At 63.9% G+C, this 22,797-nt stretch carries 17 protein-coding genes; 11 read left to right on the top strand and 6 right to left on the bottom strand.

Annotated features, from left to right (window positions below):
- Positions 1-13: 13 nt before the first annotated feature.
- Both CBW24_RS06005 and CBW24_RS06010 read right to left on the bottom strand, forming a co-directional pair.
- Complete coding sequence (locus tag CBW24_RS06005) at positions 14-475, bottom strand: hemerythrin domain-containing protein (protein WP_097372990.1); 462 nt, start codon at positions 473-475, stop codon at positions 14-16.
- 113 nt (positions 476-588) lie between these two features.
- Complete coding sequence (locus CBW24_RS06010; RefSeq protein WP_097372991.1) at positions 589-1,494, bottom strand: LysR family transcriptional regulator; 906 nt, start codon at positions 1,492-1,494, stop codon at positions 589-591.
- A 174-nt stretch (positions 1,495-1,668) separates the two neighbouring features.
- Between CBW24_RS06010 and CBW24_RS06015 the strand changes: the two genes are divergently transcribed.
- The 6 genes from CBW24_RS06015 to CBW24_RS06040 are packed head-to-tail and all read left to right on the top strand — an operon-like array spanning position 1,669 to position 10,047.
- Positions 1,669-3,144 (top strand): sulfatase family protein, encoded by a 1,476-nt coding sequence (locus tag CBW24_RS06015; RefSeq protein ID WP_157773082.1) that lies wholly within the window; start codon positions 1,669-1,671, stop codon positions 3,142-3,144.
- Between the two features lie 34 nt (positions 3,145-3,178).
- Positions 3,179-4,138: an ABC transporter permease gene (locus CBW24_RS06020; RefSeq protein WP_097372993.1), complete on the top strand. Its 960-nt coding sequence runs from the start codon at positions 3,179-3,181 to the stop codon at positions 4,136-4,138.
- Positions 4,135-4,977 carry an ABC transporter permease gene (locus CBW24_RS06025; RefSeq protein WP_088662016.1) on the top strand — a complete coding sequence of 281 codons (843 nt, stop codon included), beginning with the start codon at positions 4,135-4,137 and terminating at the stop codon, positions 4,975-4,977. Before CBW24_RS06020 ends, CBW24_RS06025 begins: the two co-directional genes overlap by 4 nt.
- Entirely contained in the window at positions 4,977-7,004 is a 2,028-nt protein-coding gene (locus CBW24_RS06030; RefSeq protein WP_097372994.1) for a dipeptide ABC transporter ATP-binding protein, read from the top strand. Before CBW24_RS06025 ends, CBW24_RS06030 begins: the two co-directional genes overlap by 1 nt.
- Before the next feature lie 28 nt (positions 7,005-7,032).
- The gene (locus CBW24_RS06035; RefSeq protein ID WP_097372995.1) at positions 7,033-8,514 is read left to right on the top strand and encodes an ABC transporter substrate-binding protein; all 1,482 of its coding nucleotides are present in this window, start codon (positions 7,033-7,035) and stop codon (positions 8,512-8,514) included.
- A gap of 45 nt (positions 8,515-8,559) precedes the next feature.
- On the top strand, positions 8,560-10,047 hold the full coding sequence (locus tag CBW24_RS06040) for a sulfatase-like hydrolase/transferase (RefSeq protein WP_097372996.1): 1,488 nt from the start codon (positions 8,560-8,562) through the stop codon (positions 10,045-10,047).
- A gap of 67 nt (positions 10,048-10,114) precedes the next feature.
- Here CBW24_RS06040 and CBW24_RS06045 read toward each other — a convergent pair whose 3' ends face one another.
- Complete coding sequence (locus tag CBW24_RS06045; protein ID WP_088662012.1) at positions 10,115-11,032, bottom strand: LysR family transcriptional regulator; 918 nt, start codon at positions 11,030-11,032, stop codon at positions 10,115-10,117.
- Between the two features lie 105 nt (positions 11,033-11,137).
- On the opposite strand from CBW24_RS06045, the gene CBW24_RS06050 reads away from it, so the two are divergent.
- The 5 genes from CBW24_RS06050 (at position 11,138) to CBW24_RS06070 (ending at position 16,219) form a co-directional block, all read left to right on the top strand.
- Entirely contained in the window at positions 11,138-12,133 is a 996-nt protein-coding gene (locus CBW24_RS06050) for a zinc-binding alcohol dehydrogenase family protein (RefSeq protein ID WP_097372997.1), read from the top strand.
- A gap of 72 nt (positions 12,134-12,205) precedes the next feature.
- Positions 12,206-13,165: an LLM class oxidoreductase gene (locus tag CBW24_RS06055; RefSeq protein ID WP_097372998.1), complete on the top strand. Its 960-nt coding sequence runs from the start codon at positions 12,206-12,208 to the stop codon at positions 13,163-13,165.
- Between the two features lie 12 nt (positions 13,166-13,177).
- A complete protein-coding gene (locus CBW24_RS06060) occupies positions 13,178-13,954 on the top strand; it encodes an SDR family NAD(P)-dependent oxidoreductase (RefSeq protein WP_097372999.1) in 777 nt (258 codons plus the stop codon).
- A 23-nt stretch (positions 13,955-13,977) separates the two neighbouring features.
- Positions 13,978-14,964, top strand: coding sequence for a zinc-dependent alcohol dehydrogenase family protein (locus CBW24_RS06065; RefSeq protein ID WP_097373000.1), 987 nt, complete (start codon positions 13,978-13,980; stop codon positions 14,962-14,964).
- 286 nt (positions 14,965-15,250) lie between these two features.
- Positions 15,251-16,219, top strand: a complete 969-nt coding sequence (locus CBW24_RS06070; RefSeq protein ID WP_097374141.1) for a hypothetical protein — start codon at positions 15,251-15,253, stop codon at positions 16,217-16,219.
- Positions 16,220-16,747: 528 nt separating this feature from the next.
- Here CBW24_RS06070 and CBW24_RS06075 read toward each other — a convergent pair.
- Genes CBW24_RS06075 through CBW24_RS06085 form a run of 3 tightly spaced genes read right to left on the bottom strand, consistent with a single transcriptional unit; the run spans position 16,748 to position 22,715 of the window.
- On the bottom strand, positions 16,748-19,756 hold the full coding sequence (locus CBW24_RS06075; RefSeq protein ID WP_097373001.1) for a DEAD/DEAH box helicase family protein: 3,009 nt from the start codon (positions 19,754-19,756) through the stop codon (positions 16,748-16,750).
- A complete protein-coding gene (locus CBW24_RS06080; RefSeq protein ID WP_097373002.1) occupies positions 19,753-21,558 on the bottom strand; it encodes a phospholipase D family protein in 1,806 nt (601 codons plus the stop codon). The genes CBW24_RS06075 and CBW24_RS06080 overlap by 4 nt, the downstream gene beginning before the upstream one ends.
- Complete coding sequence (locus CBW24_RS06085) at positions 21,555-22,715, bottom strand: DUF6361 family protein (RefSeq protein WP_232530172.1); 1,161 nt, start codon at positions 22,713-22,715, stop codon at positions 21,555-21,557. Before CBW24_RS06085 ends, CBW24_RS06080 begins: the two co-directional genes overlap by 4 nt.
- Positions 22,716-22,797 lie beyond the last annotated feature (82 nt).

Here is a 22,797-nt window from a genome sequence, read left to right on the forward strand (position 1 = left end):
AACGCCGCGCGCCTCAGTCCAGCAACGCGCGGCGATACATCGGCAACAGGATGTCCCGGTCAAACGCGGTGTGGCGGCGCAGCGGCTGAAACAGCCCGCGCAGCGCATAGCCCAGACTGCCCGCATCCTCGCGATGGGGATACTGCGCATAGGCGCGGATCGCGGCGGTCAACTGGATCGCCTGATCCTCGTCCTCCATATGTTCGGTCCGCAGCCGGTCGATCATCTGCACCGGCGCATGGGCGCGTTCAAGGATCATGGGAAAGACCACCCGCTCCTCCAGCCTCTGACACCGTTTCAGGGTCGGCACGATGCGGCCTGCCAGTTGCATGGCGGCATAGGTATCGATCCGCTCGGGCAGGCTGTCGGCCAGCGCCTCCAACGCATCACATAGCTGCTCCTGCCGCGTGATCGCGGCGTCGAAGTCCAGCCCGTCATCGGCAGCCGGGGGCACAGAAGGAAAAATCGGCGACATCGGCACATCTCGGCGAGGGTCACGGGTGGCCGCCACGATAGGGGATCGCGCGGCGCTGACCTTGATCTGGATCAACCTGCCCCCGCACTCGCCCGCGATGGGGGTGGCACCGCCTACTGGGTCGGATGTTGTTCGCAATGGGCGCGCAGCATCTCCATCATCGTTTCCGTGGCCGGGCTTAGCCAAGCACTGGGTCTGCGGACGATGCCCGCATGCCGGACGGGCATGTCCTGTGCCAGATTGAGCGCCACAACGCTTTCGCTGCGGACCGTTTTCAACGACGAGCTGACCACAAAGGACAGCGCGTCCGAGGTCTCCAGCAACCGCATGATGAACCCGAACGAGGTCGATTGGAACAGCGGCGCGGGCGCGGGCAGGTTCTGCGACTGGAATAACCCGATCAGCCGATCCTGCGCGCTCATCGCCAGATAGGGCATCGCCCATGAAAACCCCAACAGCCGCTCCAGCGGAATGTCGGTTTCCTGCGCCAACGGATGCGCGGACCGGCTGACGACGACATAGGGACAGTGGATCAACGGCTCTTGCAGCAGGTCGTTTCGGTCCGGGTCGCTGGAGATTTCGGTCAGGATGAAATCCAACGCCCCTTGGCGCAGCATCAGCGTCAGTTGCTGGTCATATCCGCTGTGCACCTTGACCGACACGCCGGGATAGCTGCGCGACAGCTGACCGACGATATCCGGCAGGCACCCGCCGATCCATGAGGGCCCGGCACCGATGACGATCTCATCCTCGATGCGCTCGCTCAGATGCTTCAGTTCCGCCTGCGCGTCGCTCAACTGCACGAAGACGGATTGCGCGTGTTTCAGAAAACTTTCGCCATAGCGCGTCAGCCGCATCGCGCGGGGAAGCCGCTGGAACAATTCCACGCCCAGTTCTTCCTCAAGCTGCCGAATACCCCGGCTCAGCGCGGGCTGACTCAGATGCAGATCCTCGGCCGATTGCGTGACCGAGTTCGTCTCCGCAATAGAGATGAAATATTTCAACTGGTTAAAGTTCATGGCGGCCTCCCCTCCAAATCACGCAACGCCAGCGGGCGCGATACCGCAACCATAACCAATATGCATCGCAATGGTAGAAAATAGTATTTCCAGTTATTCGCGCATCTCTGTAGCGTGAAGATCGGGAAGATTGCCATGCGCCGGAGGGGGTGCAGGGCGGAGGGAGGATGTTTCGTGCCGACATTGCACAAGCCTAATATTTTGTTGCTCTGCACCAGCCAGCAACGGTTCGACAGTCTTGGCTGTTACGGCAACACGCAGGCCGTGACGCCCTGTCTGGACGGGTTGGCCGAAAGCGGCGCAAAATTCGCGGCCTGCTATGTCCAGAGCACTGAAAGCAGCCCGTCGCGCGCGGCGCTGTTCACCGGGAAATACCCGCGCAATCATGGCCTGTGGGCCAATGGCGTGGCGCTTCCGGCCTATCAGGACATGTTCACCCGCGCGCTGGCCGATGCGGGCTATGACTGCGGATTGATCGGCAGGCAGCATCTATCGAGCTGCGATGACGCCGCGACCGAAGCACGCCGGGACAATGACGGGTATCGCGTCTTTGACTGGTCCCACGGTCCCCGGCACAGATCGCGGCAGAATGCCTATCACGAATGGCTCCGCCAGAAGGCGCCGGAGGTCTACGCGCAAATTTTCCCGTGGAACGCGCGCGGGCGGAATGCCGATGCCGGGCCGTCAGAGACCCTGAACCACCCCATCGATACCGTCGCGCCGGAACTGCATTATTCGCATTGGGTCGCCGAACGCGCGATCGCGTTCATCGGGACCGAGCGCGCGGAAAACGAGCCCTTCTTTCTAATCGCGAATTTCTCTGACCCGCAGGGCCCGTTCGGCGCGCCGGACACATACCGCGCCCAGATCGACGCCGATGCACTTGCACCGCCCAAAGGCACCGGCACGGCCGAAAAGCGCCCCGGCAACGCCCGCGCCAATGCCGGACAGGATGCCCATGCGCCGGACGCAGGCACCATCGCCGCCGATGATCCCCGTGAAATGCAGGCGCAATACCTTGCGATGGTGGCGCAGATCGATGCCGAGGTGGCGCGCATCCTCGCCGCGCTCGACGCCAGCGGTCAGGCCGAGGATACGCTGGTCATCTTCACCTCCGATCATGGGGAAATGCTGGGCGATCATAACGCCCGCCAGAACGGCCCGATGATGAACGAAGGCGCGACGCGGGTGCCCTTGATCCTGCGCTGGCCGGGGCGCGTGCCGCCGCGCACGGACCTGCCCGATCTGGTGCAGACCATCGACATCACCGCCACCGTTCTGGAGGCCGCCGGGATCACACGGTTCGCGGGCCAGCAGGGGCAATCGCTGCTGCCGCTGATCGACGGCACGGCGACGGGGCGCGGCTGGGCTTTCTGCGAATACCGGACCGCCGGACCACGCGCGGCGCCGCCGGTTTCGACCACGATGCTGCGCCGGGGCGACGTGAAACTGATCGTCTGGCATGGCCGCCCGGCAACGACATGGGACGCCGATGGCGAGCTTTACGATCTGGCCAATGACCCCGATGAAACCCGCAACCTGTTTCACAGCGCAGAATGCGACGATCTGCGCGAAGCCATGATGGACAGCCTGATCGACGTTTTGTGCAGCATCGAGGATCAGACACGCCCGAGGGTCGCGAAATGGTAACGCTTTGGACCCATCCCAACCTGCTGGCTGACCCATGCTGAGATATATCTTCCGCAGGGTTCTGCAGGCCGCGCTCGTCGTTTTCATCGTGTCGGTCGTCGTCTTTTTGATGCTGCACATGGTGCCGGGCAGCGTCGTAACCGTTCTCGCCGGGACCGACCCCTCGCCCGAAATGGTGGAGGCGCTGACCAAACGCTTCGGCCTCGATCAACCTTTGCCGATCCAATACGGGCGCTGGTTTCTGGGCGCGATTCAGGGCGATCTGGGCACCTCTCCGATCTCGGGGCGTCCGGTGACGGAATTGATCCTCAGCAGGCTGGGCTTCACCATCATGCTGGCTGGCGCGGCTATCGTGATTGCGTCGGTCATAGGCATCGCCGTGGGCACCGTCGCCGCGATCCGCCAGAACACATGGGTCGATACGACCATCACGGCGGTCAATTCGCTGGTGCTGTCGGTGCCGAATTTCTGGTTCGGCATCCTGTTCATCCTGTTCTTTTCGGTATCTCTGGGCTGGCTGCCCTCCGGCGGGTTCCGTGGCTTTGACCGGGCCGGGTTCGGCGCGCTGGCCTATCTGGTGATGCCAGCCATCGCCCTGTCGATGGACTCGGCCGCCATGATCGCGCGGCTGGTGCGTGCCAGCCTGCTGGACGAATTGAGCCGCGACTATGTGACCGTCGCACGGGCCAAGGGCGTGCGGGCGCGTCGCCTGCTGCTGCGCCATGTGGCGCGCAACGCCGCGATGCCGGTGCTGACCGTGCTTGGCCTGCGCTTCGGGCAGATGCTGGGCGGGGCGGTGCTGATCGAAAGCGTCTTTAACTGGCCGGGCCTCGGGCGGCTGACGGTGGAGGCGATAGAAACCCGCGATGTCGTCGTGGTGCAGGGCGCGCTGCTGTATTTCGTGGTGATCTACATGGCGATCAATCTGCTGGTCGATATTTCCTACGGCTGGTTCAACCCAAGGGTCCGCGCCGCGGTCGGGGGGCGCGTATGACCGAAACGTTCGCATATCTGTGGCATCACCGCGGGGGCCGCATCGGGCTGATCTGCCTGACCTTCATGGTGTCGGTCGCTGTGTTCGCGCCGGTCCTCGCGCCCTATGGCCCTAATGAGCAGCTTTCGGGCAGCGAACTGATGGGCATGTCGGCGGAGCATTGGTTCGGCACCGATCTGCTGGGCCGCGATATCCTCAGCCGCACGATCTATGCCAGCCGCGTGTCGCTGACCGCCGGGGCGCTGGCGGTTCTTCTGGGCGCTGTCATCGGGACGTTCATCGGCTTGGTGGCGGGGACGCTGGGCGGTTGGGCCGACAGCAGCCTGATGCGCCTCAGCGACAGCATTTCGGCCTTCCCGGCGATCCTGCTCGGCGCGGCAATCGTCGCCATCCTCGGGCCGGGCTTTTTGCAGGTGGCCGTGGCTATCGCCATTGCGCAAAGCCCGCTGTTCGCGCGGCTGGCCCGCGCCATCGCCATGTCAGAGGCGCGGCTGGAATATATCGAAGCCGCCGAAAGCATGGGCGCCAGCAAGGCCCGGATCATTTTCCGCCATATCCTTCCCAATGCCGCAGGTCCGCTGGTGGTGCAGGCAAGCCTGTCCGTCGGCATCGCGATCTTGATGGAAAGCGGGCTGTCCTTTCTGGGGCTGGGGGTGCAGCCGCCGACGCCCAGCTGGGGCCAGATGCTGTCCGACAGCCTGCGGTTTCTGGACTTCGTGCCCGTCTACGCGGTGGTGCCCGGCGCAGCGCTGACCATCGTGCTGGTCGGCATCAACCTCGTCGCCGATGCCCTGCGCGACAAGCTCGACCCGCAAAGCAAGCAGAAGGCAGGTTCGTGATGACGGCATTCTTTCAGGTCGAAAACCTCCGGGTCGGCTTTCGCAGTTTCCGCGGGCGCAAACAGGTCGTCGATGGGGTCAGCTTCACGGTCGCGGCGGGCGAAAAGCTGGGCGTGGTGGGGGAAAGCGGCTCCGGCAAATCGGTGACCATGCTGGCATCGATGGGGCTGCTGGGATCTTCGGCCATCATCAAGGCCGACAAGATCGAATTGCGCGGGCGCGACATGCGCGGGGCCAGCGGACGCCAATGGGCGCAGGTCTTGGGCAATGAAATCTCGATGGTGTTTCAGAACCCGATGACCTCGCTCAACCCTTCGATGCGCATCGGCGAGCAAATTTCCGAACCGATCGAGGTGCACAGCCCCGCCACGCCGCGCGCCGATCTTCAGGCCACGGCGGAGCGGATGCTGAACGAAGTGTCGATCCCCAATCCGGCCCTGCGGGTCAGCCAATACCCGCATGAATTCTCAGGCGGGATGCGCCAGCGCGCGGTGATCGGCATGGCCCTGTCCAACGCCCCCGCCATCGTCGTCGCGGATGAGCCGACAACCGCGCTCGACGTGACCGTGCAGGCGCAGATCGTGTCGTTGATGGGGGATCTGAGCACCCAGCGGGACCTTGCGCTGATCCTCATCACGCATGATCTGGGCTTGGTCGCCGAAAGCGTGGATCGGGTGATGATCATGTATGCCGGGCGCGTGGTCGAAGAGACCCCGGTGGCCAATCTGTTCGACAGCCCCGCCCACCCCTATACGCGCGCCTTGCTCGAAAGCCGTCCGGCGACCGGCGCGCGGCGCGGTCGGTTGAACGCGATTCCGGGCTTCCCGCCGACCTCCGCCGATGCGGTGTCGGGCTGCCCGTTCCATCCGCGCTGCGCGTTTTCCAAGGATCGCGAGATCTGCCGCACCACGCGCCCGGCCCTGACCGAGGTGGCAGAGGGGCAACGCGCCGCCTGCCATTTCACCGACGAAGTGCTGGCAACGCCGGTCGGCGCGACCGTCCAGAGCGAAAAGACCGAGAAACGCGCCATCTCGCAGGACGTGGTGCTGAACCTCGAAGGGGTGCGGAAATCCTTCGGGGCGGTCAATGCGCTGAACGGCGTCGATCTTCAGATCCATCGCGGCGAAACGCTGGGCATCGCGGGCGAAAGCGGCTGCGGCAAATCCACCCTCGCGCGGGTCGCAATGGGGCTTGTCGCGCCCACCGAAGGCCGCGTCAGGATCATGGATACCGATCTGGCGGGGCTGGAGGGGCGCGCGTTGCGGGCCGCCCGGCGTAATGTCCAGATGGTGTTTCAGGATCCGACTTCGTCGCTCGACCGGCGCATGACGATCCGCTCCATCATCGCCGAGCCGATGGTCATCGCCAAATGGAAGAAGGCCGACATCGCGCGGCGCACGGATGAGCTGATGGCGCAGGTCGGGCTCGGGGCGCAGTTCCTCGATGCGTATCCGTCCGAGATGTCGGGCGGGCAACGGCAGCGGGTCGGTATTGCCCGGGCGCTGGCGCTGGAACCGGATGTGGTGATCTTTGACGAGCCGACCTCGGCGCTGGATGTGTCGATTCAGGCGCAGATCGTCAATCTGCTGGACGACCTGCGGGCCAAGACCAATGCCGGATATGCCTTTATCGCCCATGATCTGGGTGTGTTGCGTCATGTCTCGGACCGCGTGGCGATCATGTATCTGGGGCGCATCGTCGAGATCGGCGATGTCGACGAGGTGTTCGAAGACCCACGCCACCCCTATACCCGTGCGCTGCTGGATTCCGCGCCCGTCGATCACCCCGACCTGCGGCGCGACGATGCCTTTAAGGTCGAAGGCGCGCCGCCCGATCCCGCGAATATTCCCAGCGGCTGCGCGTTTCGGACGCGCTGCCCCATCGCCACCGAAAAATGTGCGCAGACCGTGCCTGCGCTGGTCGCCCTGTCACAGGGCAACCATCGCGCCGCCTGCCATTACGCCGACGACACTGAACGCCTGGCGCAATTGACCGACGGGCCAAAGGCTCCGGCGGTGCCGGGCTGAGACGACAATCCAAGGGAGGAACCTAACAATGAAAACCTATCTGCTGACCTGCGCGACCGTGGCCCTTGCCTGTGCCCAACCGCTCGCCGCTGAAACGCTCATCTTCGGCCAGACCGCGACCCTGCCGACGCTCGACCCCTATAACCTGTCGCCCGCCCATGAGCCGATCAACAACACGCTCTATGACGCGCTGACGCGGTATGACGACCAACTGGTGCCGCAGCCCCGGCTTGCCGAAAGCTGGGAGTTCTCCGAAGACGGCACCGCGCTGACGCTCAACCTGCGCGAGGGCGTGACCTTTCACAACGGGCGGGCCTTCACCTCGCAGGATGTGGCCAATACGGTGGAGCATGTCCTCGATCCCGCCAACGGCGCGCTGATCCAAAGCTTTGCCAAGCGGATCACCTCGGTCGAGACCCCGGACGACATGACCGTCGTCCTCAATTTCGAAGCCCCGTTCCCCGGCGTGTTCGATCTGCTGGAACTGATGTATATCGCCGATGTGGAGGCCAGCGGCGATTTCAGCCAGACCGGCATCGGCACCGGGCCGTTCGCGCTGGCGTCGCACGCCTCGGGCACCGCCACCAACCTTCAGCGCAACGCCGATTACTGGGACGGCGCCCCGACGCTCGACGGGATCGAGATCATGACCGTGCCCAATCAGCAGGCCACGCTTCTGGCGCTGCGGTCGGGCGACATCGATATGGTCACCGAACTGGGCTACATCGATCTGGTGCCCTTCACCCGCGATGGCAGCTTTGTCACCGGCGACGCGCCGTCGGGTGTGGCGCATGACATCACCATCAACAGCCGCAGCGCCCCGCTCGACAATGTCGCGGTGCGCGAGGCCATCGACCTCGCCATCGACCGCGACCGCATCGCGCGGCTGTTGTTCGGCGAATTCGGGCAGACCCTGTGCCTGCCGTTCACCGAGGAATCGCTGGCCTATGTCGCGGCGCAGGACGATTGCCGCTATGATCTGGACGAGGCGAAAACCGTGCTCGAAGGGGCCGGGGTCGAACTGCCGCTGTCCCTGCGCATGCTGACCTCGACCGAGGTGCGCACCGAATACACCACCATCGCGGAAATCATGCAGGCCGACCTCGCCAAGATCGGGATCAACCTCGAAATCGAGAATGTCGACGCGGTCACCTATCGCCGCCGCTATGTGCAGGAACAGGATTTCGATCTGGCCTCCCACGCCTATGGGCGGGCCGGGAAAGACCCCTCGTCGCTGCTGGAAACTACCGTCGTGTTCAAGCCCGAAGGCAATGTGTCGGGCTTCAGCGACGCGTCCTATGCCGAGGCGGTGACCCAAGGCGGCTCCACCCCGGATAACGACGCCCGCCGCGCGGCCTATGCGGGCGCGTCGGAATTCCTGCGCGACAGCCACCATGTTCTGTCGCTGGTGTCGCGTCCGCGGCTCTGGGTCACGTCGGAAGACATCGAAGGCGTGTCCTTCTCGGCGGATGGGTTCGCCATCTTCCAGAACGCCACGAAAGCCGACTGATCCCGATCCCCACCGCACCACGCTCTACGGAAAGACAGTGTTGTCATGACCAATACCAATCGCCCCAATATCCTGATGATCTGCACCGATCAGCAAAGGTTCGATTCTCTGGGGTGCACCGGCGCGGTGGGGGCCCATACACCCAATATCGACAGGCTTGCCGAAACCGGCGCGCGGTTCTCGAACTGCTATGTGCAAAATCCGATCTGCTCGCCGTCGCGCGCCTCGCTGTTTACGGGGATGTATACGCGCAACCACGGCCTGTGGGCGAATGGCGTCTCATTGCCGCCCTACCGCAAGATGTTCACCCGCGCGCTCGCTGATGGCGGGTATGATTGCGGCATGATCGGCAAACAGCATCTGTCAGCCTGCGAAGGCTGGCAGACCGAAGCGCGGCTGGATGACGGCTATCGCGTCTTTGAATGGTCGCATGACGCCATTCACCGCTCGCCGCAAAACGCCTACCTCAATTGGCTGGCGGAACATCACCCCGGCGTGCTTGCCGGGATTTTCCCCGACGAGGGGCATCCCTCGAACGCCGGGGCGGGCAATCAGGCCAAAGACCCCACCCCCATGAACACGGTGCCGGTGGAGGCGCATTTTTCCCATTGGGTCGCCGAACGCTCCATCGATTTCATCGAAACGCAGCGGAATCCGGCGGAGCCATTCTTTCTGCTCGCCAACTTCTTTGACCCGCATCATCCCTTCGGCGCGCCAGAGGAATTCCGCGCCAAGATCGATGCATCGAAAATTCCGCCGCCCAAACGGCGGGAGGGCGAGCTGGCCGAAAAACCCGCCCGGCAGACCGCCTATTCCGAAAAATCCTATGCCGGCGCGGCGCCGGGTTTCGTGGACTACACAGACGAAGAAATCATCGAATTGCGGGCCAATTACTACGCCATGATCGCGCTGGTCGATCACGAGGTGGGCCGCATTCTGGATGCGCTGGAGGCCGCCGGGCAGACCGAAAACACGCTGATCGTGTTCACGTCCGATCATGGCGAGATGCTGGGCGATCACAGCCAGCTTCTAAAAGGGCCGATGCTGTATGATGCCTGCACCCGCGTGCCGCTGATCCTCAACTGGCCCGGCGTCATCGACGGCGGCACGGTGCATGACGCGCTTGTGCAATGGATCGATCTGTCGGCCACCTATCTCGATGCCGCGCAGTGCCCGCCGCTGCCTGCGGGGCAGGGCAGATCGCTGCTGCCCTTTGCCAAGGGCGAACCGGTCGCGGATTGGCGGGACTTTGCCTTGTGCGAATATCGCGACAGCGGCCATCCCGGCGTGGAGCCCGTGAACACCACGATGCTGCGCCGCGACGCGTGGAAGCTGATCGTCTGGCACGGCGATGGCAGCGGCGCGCGGCCCATGGATGGCGAGCTTTATAACCTCGACGACGACCCCGACGAATTCGAGAACCTGTTCCACCGCCCCGAACACATCGCGACGCGACGGCGGATGAAGGCCGAATTGCTGGATGTCATCGCCGCGACCGACGATCTGAGCGCCGAGCGATTGGGCTGCGACTGAGCCGCGCCGGACGGATGCAGCGGGGGTGGGCCGGGCCGTGGCGGCGTATGGCCTATCCCGGCCGCGCCTAACCTGACCCCGTGGCGGCTGCCCCCCACGGCGCGGGCGTCAACTGCGCCAACAGGAAATCCATGAACACCCGCACCTTGGGCGTCAGCACGTTGGATTGCGGGTAGATCAGCCAAAGCACCGATGCGTCGTCTAGCCGCCAGTCGGGCAGCAGATGCACCAGCCGCCCGGCCCGGATATCCGCCGCGACGCTCCAAAGCGAATTCACCGAAATACCGCCCCCCGCCAGCGTGGCGATGCGTTGCGCGGTGCCGTCATTCAGGATCGTCCGGCAGATCATCCGGCGTGGATCGAGCGTAAAACGCTCCGCCCCGGCGGCAAACTGGCGCGGCGCGGCGGTGCCCCACGACAACAGGTCATGACCGTCCAGATCGGCAGGCGTCCTAGGCGTGCCGCGTTGCTCCAGATAGGCGGGCGCCGCGCAGAACACACGACGATCATCGCCCAGTTTGCGGCCCTTCAGGCTGCTGTCGGTCAGGGGCGCGCTGCGCAGGGCCAGGTCGAAACTCCCCTCGATCAGATCGACCCGCGTATCCGACAGGCGCAAATCCAGCGTGATATCGGGATAGGCTGCGTGAAACGCGGGCAGGAGCGGCATGATATGCAGCTGCGCGAAACTGCTCGGCGCGGCGAAACGCAGGGTGCCGGAGGGCTTTTTCGCATTCAGGCCAAGCGCGGCGCGCCCAGCTTCTGACTGGGCGAGGATTTCGCGCGCATACGGCAGAAACGCCGCGCCCTCCTGCGACAGCGACACCTTGCGCGTGGTGCGGTGCAGCAATTCCGCGCCCAGTTCGTGTTCCAGCTTGGCCAAGCGGGCGCTGGCCATCGCGGGCGCAAGGCCAAGGCTCCGCCCCGCCGCGCTGATATTGAGCCGCTCCGCCGCCGCAACGAACAGGCGCAGGGTTTGAATATCCATCGCCATTATCCTGAAAATCGGAAAACTGAACTCCGATATGCGGCATTTATATGCGATTTGAAAGGTGTATCTCTGCACTCAAGCGATCTGCAAAGGACATCCCCCATGAAAGCTATCGGCTACACCCAGACCGGCCCCGCGACCCAGTTGCGCGAACAGGACGTGGCGCGGCCCTCTCTGCGCCCGCGTGATCTGCTGGTCGCGGTCAAGGGCATCTCGGTCAATCCCGTCGATGTGAAGCTGCGCGCCGCCCGCGCCCCCGAAACCTTTGGCATTCTGGGCTTCGATGCGGCTGGCGTGGTGGTGGAAACCGGCGCCGAGGTCACAGGCTACGCGGTCGGGGACGAGGTGTTCTATGCCGGGGATGTCACGCGCGACGGCACCAATGCTGCGCTGCATGCCGTGGATGAACGCATCGTCGGGCGCAAACCCGCCTCGCTCGATTTTGCCGAGGCCGCCGGGATGCCGCTGACCGCGATCACCGCGTGGGAAATGCTGTTCGACAGCTTCCGCCTGACTGAAGGCGCGGGCGCGGGCCAAAGCCTGCTGGTGATCGGCGGGGCAGGCGGTGTCGGTTCGATCCTGATCCAGTTGGCCAAACGGCTGACTGGGCTGACCGTGATCGCCACCGCGTCCCGCCCCGAAACGCGCGACTGGGTGCGCCAGATGGGGGCCGATCACGTGATCGACCATCGCGGCGACATGGCGGGCCAATTGCGCGATCTGGCGCTGCCCCCCGATTACGTCGCCGCCCTGACCGCCACCGGCCAGCATTGGCCCGCCATTGTCGAACTGATCGCGCCGCGCGGCCACATCGCGCTGATCGACGATCCGCAGGGCCTCGACATTGCCCCCGCCAAACCCAAGGCGCTGACGCTGAGCTGGGAATTCATGTTCACCCGGTCGATGTTCGAAACGGATATGGAGGCGCAGCGCGACCTGCTGAACCGGGTGTCCGAGATGCTGGATACCGGGGTGCTGATCTCCACCGTGACGGAGCGGGCCGAAACGCTGACCGCGCAGACCCTCGCCGCCGCGCATGAGCGGCAGGAAAGCGGGCGTGTCATCGGCAAACAGGTCGCACCCGGCCTGTCGGCCTGACCCGGCGGTTCGCTGCCCGCCCCGACACATCCCGCCAGACCGCCCGCCAGACGCATCAGAAACGAGGCCCCCATGCGCGATCACGCCGACAGCTTTCCGCAGATCAATCGCGGCTTTGATGCGACGTTCACGCCCGGGCGGCTGAGCCTTGGGCTTGTGGTGCCGGTCGCCGCCTATCCCGACAGCCCGGTGCCGGACATGACCGGGCATCTCGCGCGGGTCCAGCAGGCCGAGGCTCTGGGCTTCCGCGCGGTGTGGCTGCGCGACGTGCCGTTCAACGTGCCAAGTTTCGGGGATGCCGGGCAGCTTTACGATCCGTTCACCTACCTTGGCTATCTCGCCGGGCAGACCACGGATATCGCGCTTGGCGCGGCCTCCATCGTGCTGCCCCTGCGCCATCCCGCGCATGTGGCCAAGGCCGCGGCCTCGGTCGATCATCTGTCTGGCGGGCGGCTGATCCTTGGCGTGGCCTCGGGCGACCGGCCCGAGGAATACCCCGCGATGAATGTCGATTTCGCGCAGCGCGGGAACGCGTTCCGCGAGGCGTTCGATTATATTCGCGCGATGGGCACGCCCGCCCCGCGCATCACCACCCGGTTCGGCCAGACCGACGGCACCATCGACATGCTGCCAAAGCCGCACGGCCCCCGCTTGCCGCTGCTCGTCACCGGATCGAGCCGCCAGTCCCCCGACTGGATCGCGCAGAATGGCGATGGCTGGATGACCTATCCGCGTCCCGGTCAGGCGCAGGACCGCGTGCTGGCGGAGTGGCGCGTCCGGCTGGCGGCCCTGAACCAGCCGCCAAAGCCGGTGCTGCAACCGCTCTATATCGACCTGACCGACGATCCCGATGACGGGCCGGAGCCGATCCATCTGGGCGTGCGGGCCGGGCACCGCTGGCTGAGCGGCTATCTCAGACAGCTTGAAACGATCGGCGTGCACCATGTCGCCCTGAACCTGCGGTTCAACCGCGCGCCCATCGACCAAACGCTCGACCGGCTGGCGCGCGATGTGCTGCCGCAGTTTGCCTGAAAGGACCACCAGATGAAAACCATCCTGATTACCGGCGCGACGCAGGGGCTGGGCCGGGCCACCGCGCAGGCCTTGGCCGAACAGGGCCATGCGCTGATCGTGCACGGGCGCGATGCGGCGAAACTGGCCGATGTCGCCCGCGACCTGCGCCGGACCGGGGCGACGATCACGACCGAGGTTGCGAACCTGTCCGATCCCGCAGAGGTCGCCGCGATGGCCCGGCGCGTGGGGCAGAGCCGCGCCCGGATCGACGTGCTCATCAACAATGCCGGTGTGTTCAAAACCGCCCGGACCGAGGCAGGCGGGCGTGACGTGCGCTTTGCGGTGAATACGCTCGCCTCCGCCCTGCTGGCCGCGCGGCTGGCACCGGAAATGCCACGGGACGGGCGCATCCTCCATCTGTCATCCGCCGCGCAGGCGCCGGTCGATTTGCAGGCGCTGAACGGCGCGCGGAAGCTGACCGATATGGAGGCCTACGCCCAAAGCAAACTGGCCATCACCCTGTGGAACCAGCGCTTTGGCGACGCGCATCCCGATGGCCCGGTGTCGCTGGCGGTCAATCCCGGCTCGCTGCTGGCGACGCGCATGGTGCGCGAGGGCTTCGGCACCTCCGGCAATGACCTCAATATCGGCGTCGACATCCTGACCCGCGCGGCCCTGTCGCCGGACTTCGCGCAGGCCACCGGGCGCTATTACGACAACGACGCCCGCAGGCTGGCGCCGCGCTACGACGATGCCACCGCCACGCAGGTTGCCGCGAAGATCGACGCGCTCCTGACCCAATTCTGACCCTCCCGAATAAGGATATTCCCATGAAAACCATGACCCTGACCGACTACGGCCCCGAGGCAGTATTCACCCCGACCGACACCCCCCGACCCACCGTGACGGCCGGCCATGTCGTCGTCCGGGTGAAGGCCACCAGCGTCAACACCATCGACACGATGATCAAGGACATGGGCGCCGACCTGCCGCTGTCGCCCGCGCTGCCCGCCGTGCTGGGCATGGATTTCGCCGGTGTGATCGAGGAGGTCGGCGCCGATGTCACCGGCTACGCCGTGGGCGATGAGGTCTATGGCTGTGCGGGCGGTCTGGCCGATCTGCAAGGGGCGCTGGCCGAATTCATGCTGGCCGACGCGCGCCTGATCGCGCCCAAGCCGCGCACGCTGACCATGCGCGAGGCCGCCGCGCTGCCGCTGGTCGGCATCACCGCATGGGAAGGTCTGCACCGCGCGGGCGTCTCCGAAGGCCAAACCCTGCTGGTGCAGGGCGGTGCGGGCGGCGTGGGCCATCTTGCCATTCAGATCGCCCGCCATCTGGGCGCCAAGGTCACGGCAACCGGCACGGGCGACGCGCAACTGGCCGTGATCGAGGGCTACGGCGCGTCGGCTGTGGATTTCAAGGTCGAGAAGATCGACGATTACGTTGCCGCGCACACTGGGGGCACCGGCTTTGACGCCGTGTTTGACACCGTCGGCGGCGCAAACCTGACCAATTCCTTTGCGGCGGCGGCGCTCAACGCGCATGTCGTCACCACCGTGTCGTTGCTGGAGCTTGACCTGACGCCGGTGCATTTCAAGGGCCTGTCGCTGCATGTGGTCTTCATGCTGCTGCCCATGCTGCATGATGTGGGCCGCGAGGTGCATGGCCAGATCTTGGCCGATCTCGCAGCGCTCGTGGATGCCGGAGCGGTGAAGCCGCTGCTTGATGCGGAAAGCTTCACGCTGGAGGAGGTCGGCGCCGCCTATGCCCGCCTGCAAAGCGGCAATGCCGTGGGGAAGGTCGTGGTCGAGGTCTAAGCGCCCCTGATCGATCCCTCTGGCGTCCCCCTCCACCGGGAGGGGGACGCCACCGACCACCCCCGCGCCCGGCCCGCACGCGTGCGCGGCCCGCATCGGGGCAAAAACTCCGACGGAAATCCCGGCCCGGTCCGTTAACAGCAGACTGCTGAGGTCACCGCCGTGTCAGCGCGCGCGGCTGCGCGGCGACCGGGGGTCCCCCGATCGTCACCCGATGCACGCTGTATCGGGCAGGTCACGGAACATTCGGCGCTGAATGTGGTTGGAACAAAAATTGGGATTTCTGATGACGCACACCTTGCCCGTGACCCTGCCTGATCTGCGCTGGATCTCTGCCTTTGTGGCCCTGTCTGCCGCTGCGGCCCACGCTCAGGACCCGTCGATTACCACTGGCCCGGCGGACACGACCATCCCGCAGCTTTACGACTGCGCAGGCGGGCGCCCCACCGCCGTCGGGCAGATCACGTCGCAGGATGGAACGGTCTGGACGGTTCCGGCGGACACGCAATTCGCCGATGCGCCCAAGGCCGCCGATTTATACAATGAATGCAACGGTGTGACACCCTCAAGCACGGCTGAGGCCGACATTGACAGCGTGCCGGTCATCGACGCGGGCGGGAGCGAGGAATTCACCGCCTACCTCTTTGGCGACAACTACTTCGAGCTTTATGCCAACGGGCAGTTGCTGGCCGTCGATGCCGTGCCCTTCACGCCCTTCAATTCAAGCGTCGTGCGCTTTACCGTCGAACGGCCCGTGACGCTTGCCGTGATGATGGTCGATTGGGAGGAAAACCTCGGGCTGGGCTCCGAACAGGGCCGGGGTGTCAGCTATAGTCCGGGGGATGGCGGGCTGACGATGCTGGTCACCGACGCCGCCGGAGAGGTGGTCACGCTTACCGATGAGACATGGCGGGCCGAGACATTCTACACCGGGCCGCTGGCCGATGCCGCCTGCCTCGACACGGACGGCCCCCTACGCGACAGCAGCGCCTGCGAGATACCGCGCAGCAATGACGGCTCCGCCTATATGGCGGCGCATTGGCCCGTGCCGACCGATTGGGTCGCGCCGGACTTCGACGATAGCGCATGGCCGCAGGCGACCACCTATGACAACGACACCGTCGGCGTCGCGAATAAGCCGTCCTTCACCAATTTCCCCGACCTGTTCGACCGGGCAGGCGCGGATGCGCAGTTCATCTGGTCGTCTAATCTGGTCCTCGACAACCTTGTGCTGCTGCGCCGCACGTTTGATTGAAGTTTCGGTCGGAGACGCCCGCTGCGCTCCGCGCTTATCCTGCCAGTCCGCGGTGCAAAGATTTGACTTCGGCGCAACATTTTGATCCACCACCCCGAACATCCGGGGAATTTGGCAGAAGCGGAACAAATGGCTGTGCGGGAAACACCAACACTCCAAGGGACACCGGACGTAACGCGCGCCGCGCGCCTGTCCGTTGCGCCCATGATGGATTGGACGGTTCTTTCTTAATTGTCACTATGAAATTAATTAACAAGGCAATCTGCATCTGTACCAAGTACCAAATTTTCATTTGTTGCGGGTCCCATACGCCTAGAGGATGATCGAGGGATCAGGGCGAGTCCCAAGGTCCTTCTGTTCGCGTACTGGGCCAAAATCTAGCCGGAAGATTGCCCTCAGACGCGTACATATCTCGCGACCTTTGCCCGTCCCTGAAGCTGGCGCCCTCGTGGGTCCACCGAAAGCCGACATTGCGGCTGAGCCGGAACTTGTCGCATCCAATGGTGCGGGGCGCGGCCGGCACGCACGCTATTCATCGAGGTTTTCCTGTCGGGAGATCGCGGACAGATCGAGGGTCAATGCTTGCAGCGACCGCGTCGTTTCCTCGTCGTGATGGGTCAGGAGATCAACAAGATCCTCCTGGTCCGGCTGCCCCAAAGCAAGGCGATAGAGCAGCCTCTGCGTCCTCAACTTTGCAAATCGATCAATATCGCGACTTTGGGGAAGCGCGAACAAATGTCGCTTCAGTTCCGCGCCTTCCATCGCCCACCAAGGGCTAAGGCCGGTCTTGTCATCCGAAAACGCCTGATCGGCGTCGCGTGCTATGACGTCCCACGGCGACGATGCTTGACCGCGCACCTGCGCCAATGCCTGTTCGCCCAGTTTTCGGGCGAGCGGTTGCCGGACGGTTAGCCCGCCGAAGCGCTGAACGCGGCCTTCTCGTTGCTCCAGGTCAACCGGGCTGGAACAAAGATCCCAGTGGCCGAGCCTGTCGCACCAGCTATGGAAATCGAGACCTTCCTGTCCGACAGAGGTCGTCGCCAAGACATGGGGCCAGAACGGTGTATTGAACGCGCTGCGGATTTCCTCAGAGCGCGCCGGTGGCGGTTCATTGACATCATGATCCTGCCAATGAGTCTCTGTCTCGGTGCCTCCAAACGGCACCGCAGCGTGACAGCGAATACGGATCTTGTCCTTTTTCTTCGCGCCCTTGAACCCGAAGTTGCCGACATTCGCTGCGAGCGCCGCCGACAGATCCTCGATTAGTCCATCAGGATTGACCTTGGATTTGCGTAGCCAGAAATGTTCGTCGAGAACGGCTTCCAAACAGCCATCAACGCACGCATCCTGATATTTTTGTGTGGCGTCCTCGCCGGGCAGGATCGACCAGAAAACAGGGCGATCCAGATAGGTGCGCAGCCGCGTCCAGCAGAAGCGGACAAGCCGCGCGAAATGCTGCTCCTGGTAATCGAAGAGCTCAGGAAGGTGGCGATAGAGTGCTCTGCCCGTCACCACGCCAGGGGCGCCGAGAGCCATATCCACCAGGGCGTCCAGCTCCCACCGGCTTAGCCAGGTGATGGCTTCTGCCTCTTGACGCTGTTTGAGCAAGGTTTGAAGCGTTGTATCCTTCGGGGCGACCCGACCCCAGCTCTTCTGGACAGCCGCGAACTCCCGAGCCAACGGCGCCTTTAGCGCGTGCTCAATGGCTGCGAGGATCGCCCACGCCGGTTTGCGTCGTCGGTTGCTTCGCGCATTCGGAGCCTCCGGCGCGATGGACGGTGGCAGCGCCCGAATAATCTGCTGCCGCGCCTTGGCCCTGATCTGCTTGATCGCCGCCTTGCCTTTCACATCGAGGGGATCGACAGCGCGGATCAGGAAAGGGCTCGGGTGAAACAGGGCGAGCGTGGGGCCTTGGTTCGGCTTCGGGTTCAGGTGGCGTTTCTTCCACGCGGCAGCGTAGGGAACATTGCTTTTCGCCACACATTTGCGCTCGACCTCAAGGCTGACAAGGGCTGCTAGGCTTTGCGGTGTGGCCCTGAACCGGCTGAAGATCAGCATCTTGGGCGATTGCGTCACCTTTGCCCATGGGCCGGAAGGCGCCCACCAAGTCAGCGAGGGCAACACCCACGGGAGGGCAAGGGCCTCCGTTGGCACAAGGCTGTTGAGAGCGCGGAGCTTGGCGCTTCCCCAACCCTCTTTGGGCGGTTTGAAGCAATTGGTGATTGCGAGCCGGGGGACGCTGCGCGTGGCGGGAAAATCTATTTTGCGAGAAATCTGGTATCGGTCCCCCAACGCTTGCGCAGGGAGTGGCACTGACAGCCAGTAGGCGATCGCGCTGCCTGCGAACTTGGGCGACACATGGTCGGTGAAATGGCGATAGACGTCGAGATCGTGAGGCTCGATCCTTACCGACGGCGGCGCAGGCTTTCCGGCAAGGTCGGAAACGGGACGCTCGGTCCGGGACATGAGCGGTGTGAGGAGCGCCTCGAGATGGTGCTTGAGCGCTTGCGCCTCTTCGATCGCGGCCGTTCGGGTATCGGGCGGCAGATGGCCGATCAAATGCAACAGATCGCCAAACCGACGAAACTGGGATTCGGCCTCGGCGCGTACAGCCGCCCCGCCCAGAAATTCGATAATCTCGAAAAATTCGACATGGGGGGCAACCCCAGCGCCGCTTTCCCAGCGCTCGGCATAGAAACGGTAGGGCGTGGCGGACAGGAGGAGGATCGGCGGCGGCGTCCCGCCATCTGTTCCCGCCAGAAGTTGACGCGCCAGGGGATTGTCGGCGCCTGCATTGAGCAGTTCGCGATAGCATTGGAACTCGTCGAAAATAACGAGATCGGGCGGGGCAGAATCCAGAGCTGCTTGAGCGAGCGCCTTCCGCATCCGACCCAAGCTCTGACCATGTTTGCTCGTATCGATCGCGTGCAGAATGTTTTCGCGGGCCGGCTTGCCAAATTCCGTGCGTAACGCTCGGCCATAGGCCGCCTTGAAGCGGGCGGAGACATTGTCGAATTTGCCCTGAGCTTCCTCGCACGCCCATGGCCAGCCAGACGTTGCGCCATATTCGATATAGCCTTCAGGAAAGGCTGCGGTCAGGCCGGGGTATAGTTCGTCCAACAGGAGCTTGATGAACGCGCGCTCGACAGCCTTGCCGCCGTAGAGGCGCTGCGAGCTGGAGAATGATGTGGTGGGTGTAAAGGCGTAGAGCCGCAGCTTACCCTTGCGCTTTTCCTCGAACGGAATGAGACCGACGCGGTCGATGATGGAGAGTGCGTCCTTGGCATCGTCCTTATCGAGGAAGCGCAGCAGTTCGACCTTATTCTGGTCAGCGACTTTGAGCCCGCTCGTAATATAATAGACCGTGAACTTGCGCGCTTTGCTCGCCAGTGCCGCAAGCGTATCTCGGGCGACGACGGTCTTCCCAAGGCCGACTTCGTCCGCGACAAGAAACCGGCGCAGTGCGTTGCCTCCCGACAGAGCGGCAGTTGCAGCCTTTGCCGTTGCGGCCTGAAAGGGTTTCGATCTTGCGCTCATGAGGCAAGCCGGGAGCGCGCGATGGCCCAGATCTGAGCGAGTTCGTTCAAATCAGCTCTCTCCGCTTCGCTCAGATTATCGCCGTGGGCGAGAAGCGCATCCACATAGGGCGCAAAATGGCGATCGACCCGGCCGAAGGCTTTTCGGTCGCGTGCCCAAGCCGTGAGAATATCCTCCAATGTGAGGCGGTCATAACCCAGGCTTTGGGGGCGGTTGCCCCGCGATCCGACATCTTCATCCCATGCACCGCCACCGACCGGAAGCGTGTCGCCGCCGAGCATCGCACGCATCCAGTCATGAAACGCGCGAAGTCCCATGTGGCTGGCCAGCGCGGCTAGATCCCGCTGCTCTTTGAGAGGCGGATCGACGGTGACGCGCTGCATCCATCGTAAAGCGCCGTCTGGGCCGCTTATCCGGACCTGAATGAAGGCAGACTGGAGTGACATCGGGATCGATCCAAGACCGAGGCTGAAGGCATCGGTTGGCCAAGGCAGCAGGTCGCCATTTGCAGATCCCGCGTGCAACACATGGTCAGGGTCGGCGAGCGAAGGTACCGCCTGCGCGTCGATAGAGAAGCATTCCCCATCGCGGCGCAGAACCGGGTCCCAGGAGGCCATGAGCACCTTGCGCGACTCTTCCAGAGCATCGGCCGCACTTGTGCTGCGCAGATCTGTGTCTGCGAGTTCCTCTATGGTGACAGGCGTCGCTTTACCAACCAGGAACGTCAGGCCGGAAGCGAACGCTTCGTCTGCCTCGAGTTCGACCATGATTTCCGAGTTGCGCCCCGACCACGCCCTTTCGGTCGCATTGGCGCTCCCGACCCTCAAGATGGTCTTCTCTCCCGAGTGGAAGCAAAAGATCTTCGCATGAAGCGCAAGGGGCGCCGGCTCCATATCATCTTCGGCCGCAGGCTCTGTGCCGGGCAGAGCGAGCGTGGACTCGTCAGCAATCACGTCCGGCGCCGCATAGGCCAGGATTTTCGAGAAACCCGTCAGCGAAGTTCTGGACCGGCTGGCTATTTCGGCAAGAGCCGGCATCGACGAAATCAGCGTCCTGGAACCAGCCGCCCCCCAGTTGCCCGCCTTTTTCAGAAAGTTGGGCGACAGGAACGGGCTGATGATCGTTATGCCATCGACCGCGCCGGATGGCGGCTCCGCTAGCAAGGGAACACCTTCATCCAGCCCATTGAGGAGGCCGCGTAGGCGAAAACCGTCTGGCGCATTCCACCAGATCGTCTCCAGTTGCTCCGAAATGTCATCGGCATCCTCGCGCGATGCGCAGCGAGCGAGCGTGCGCCCGAGAGCACCGACGCCAGGGAGCCTAACCCGCCCCTTCGCGCGCTTTTCGCTGCCGTCCAGCAAAACGCCGGCGTCGAGATCCTTAGATCGCGTGAGGTTCCGGCTGCCAATCCAGAGCTTCCAGCGGGTTTCCCCTTTGGGGCAGTTATAGGCAACCAAAGCAATCTTGGGATGCCAGCTACGCTCGTGTTCATCGTAGGGTTGCTCAACGATGAACTGATCGAGGATGCCCGCGATCCGGGGGAGAGCGACCGGGCGCGCGATCCGCCCGCGCTGGATGATGATCTTGACGTGATCGCGCAGCCTGTCGATCGCTTCGGCAAAATCGACGGCTGTTCCACTGCCCTTGTCATTGTTACGACCAATCAGGGCGAGCAACGCCGCGGCGACCGCAGACAGGTCGACCGAGTAGGTCGCGAAAAACGCGAGCTTGACCGTCTCCAATCGCCCGGGCCGCAGTTCGTCGAGGTAGGGTTGGCCGTGCCAAGCTTGCCGATCGCTCATGCAACAGCTTCCAGATCACGCAGGAGCCGTTTCACATTCCCCCAGCGATAATGGAGCGGCTCGGCGCGACCATGGCGCTCGCCTTGCCATTCCATGCGCCGATCGACGCCGAACTGGTTGCTGGCGAGACGCGCGCGATCATCCTTCCTACTGACCTCCGCCCGCGCATAGACGTCGAGCAGCGGCATCGGATCCTTGCTATTTGCCCGAACCCAGGCCGACGTTCCTTGCAAGACGCCCTCAACCGCAGGCGGGAGGTGCCCGATTTCGGTGAGAAACATGTCCATATCCAGCCGAGCGGCCATCCCGCCCCATTGCTCGACCGCGTCTTTCAGCGCGGCTCGGTGCAAATTTGGCTGTGGTCGCTTGTCGCGTGTTTCCTTGAGTGTCTCGACCTGAGCCGCATAAATTGCCCTGCCAATCGCGGACAGCGCCGCCGCCTGGCCGGCCCGCTTCAGCATGGCGGTCTCCTTGCCAGCAAGTGCGAGAATTTCGCTGTCCCAGCAGTGATCCGCCTCGCCGAGCGGCTTTCCGACCAGCTTCGACAAGAGCGATGGCTCGCCCGGATCAGTCGGCGAGCGAACGGCGCGCAGCTTGGTTGCGAGATAGATCTGCTCCGGCGGCAAAAGGTCGAGTGTAAGCTTTCCTCCGCCATTCCAGTCGCCGGGGGCATCGATCAACCCAGAGATTGGCCAGGCCACTGTCTCGAAGGGCTTGCCGTCATCGTCATGCAGGGCGCGTTTGCCGGAAGCAGCCAACAGCTTCGCCATATCCGGGCGGCTCCACGGCCGGCCATCAGGGCGGGTGCCGATCAGTCCCCATTTAGCGAGAGCCGTCCAATAAACATAGGCTGGTGGCTGGCTGATCACGCGGGGGAAGACTTCACCTCCGATCACGCCATCTTTTTCACCGCCCACTCCATCGACATATTTGAGACGGCCGGTCAGCTCATGTTCGAGATCGGAGAAGGCTTGGCCAAAGTCCTTGGGAACCGGGCGCTTCGTTCGAAGGCTTTGGTAAAGCCAGGGGATGAGAAGCGCGTAGCGCAGCCGAGTGTGCAGAACCGACGTTCCGGGGAAGAAGTGATCAGCATAGCGCTGGTGGACGATGAGGAATCCGACCTCATCGCGCACGCCCGCTGCGCCGCCGAACATCATCTGTTCAGCCTGGCCCAACGCCTTGCGCGACAAAAAGGTGAACCCAAAAGATGACACGAAGTCTGCCCCCACGGCGTGGTAA

It is taken from the genome of Pacificitalea manganoxidans (assembly GCF_002504165.1).
GTDB classification, from domain to species: domain Bacteria; phylum Pseudomonadota; class Alphaproteobacteria; order Rhodobacterales; family Rhodobacteraceae; genus Pacificitalea; species Pacificitalea manganoxidans.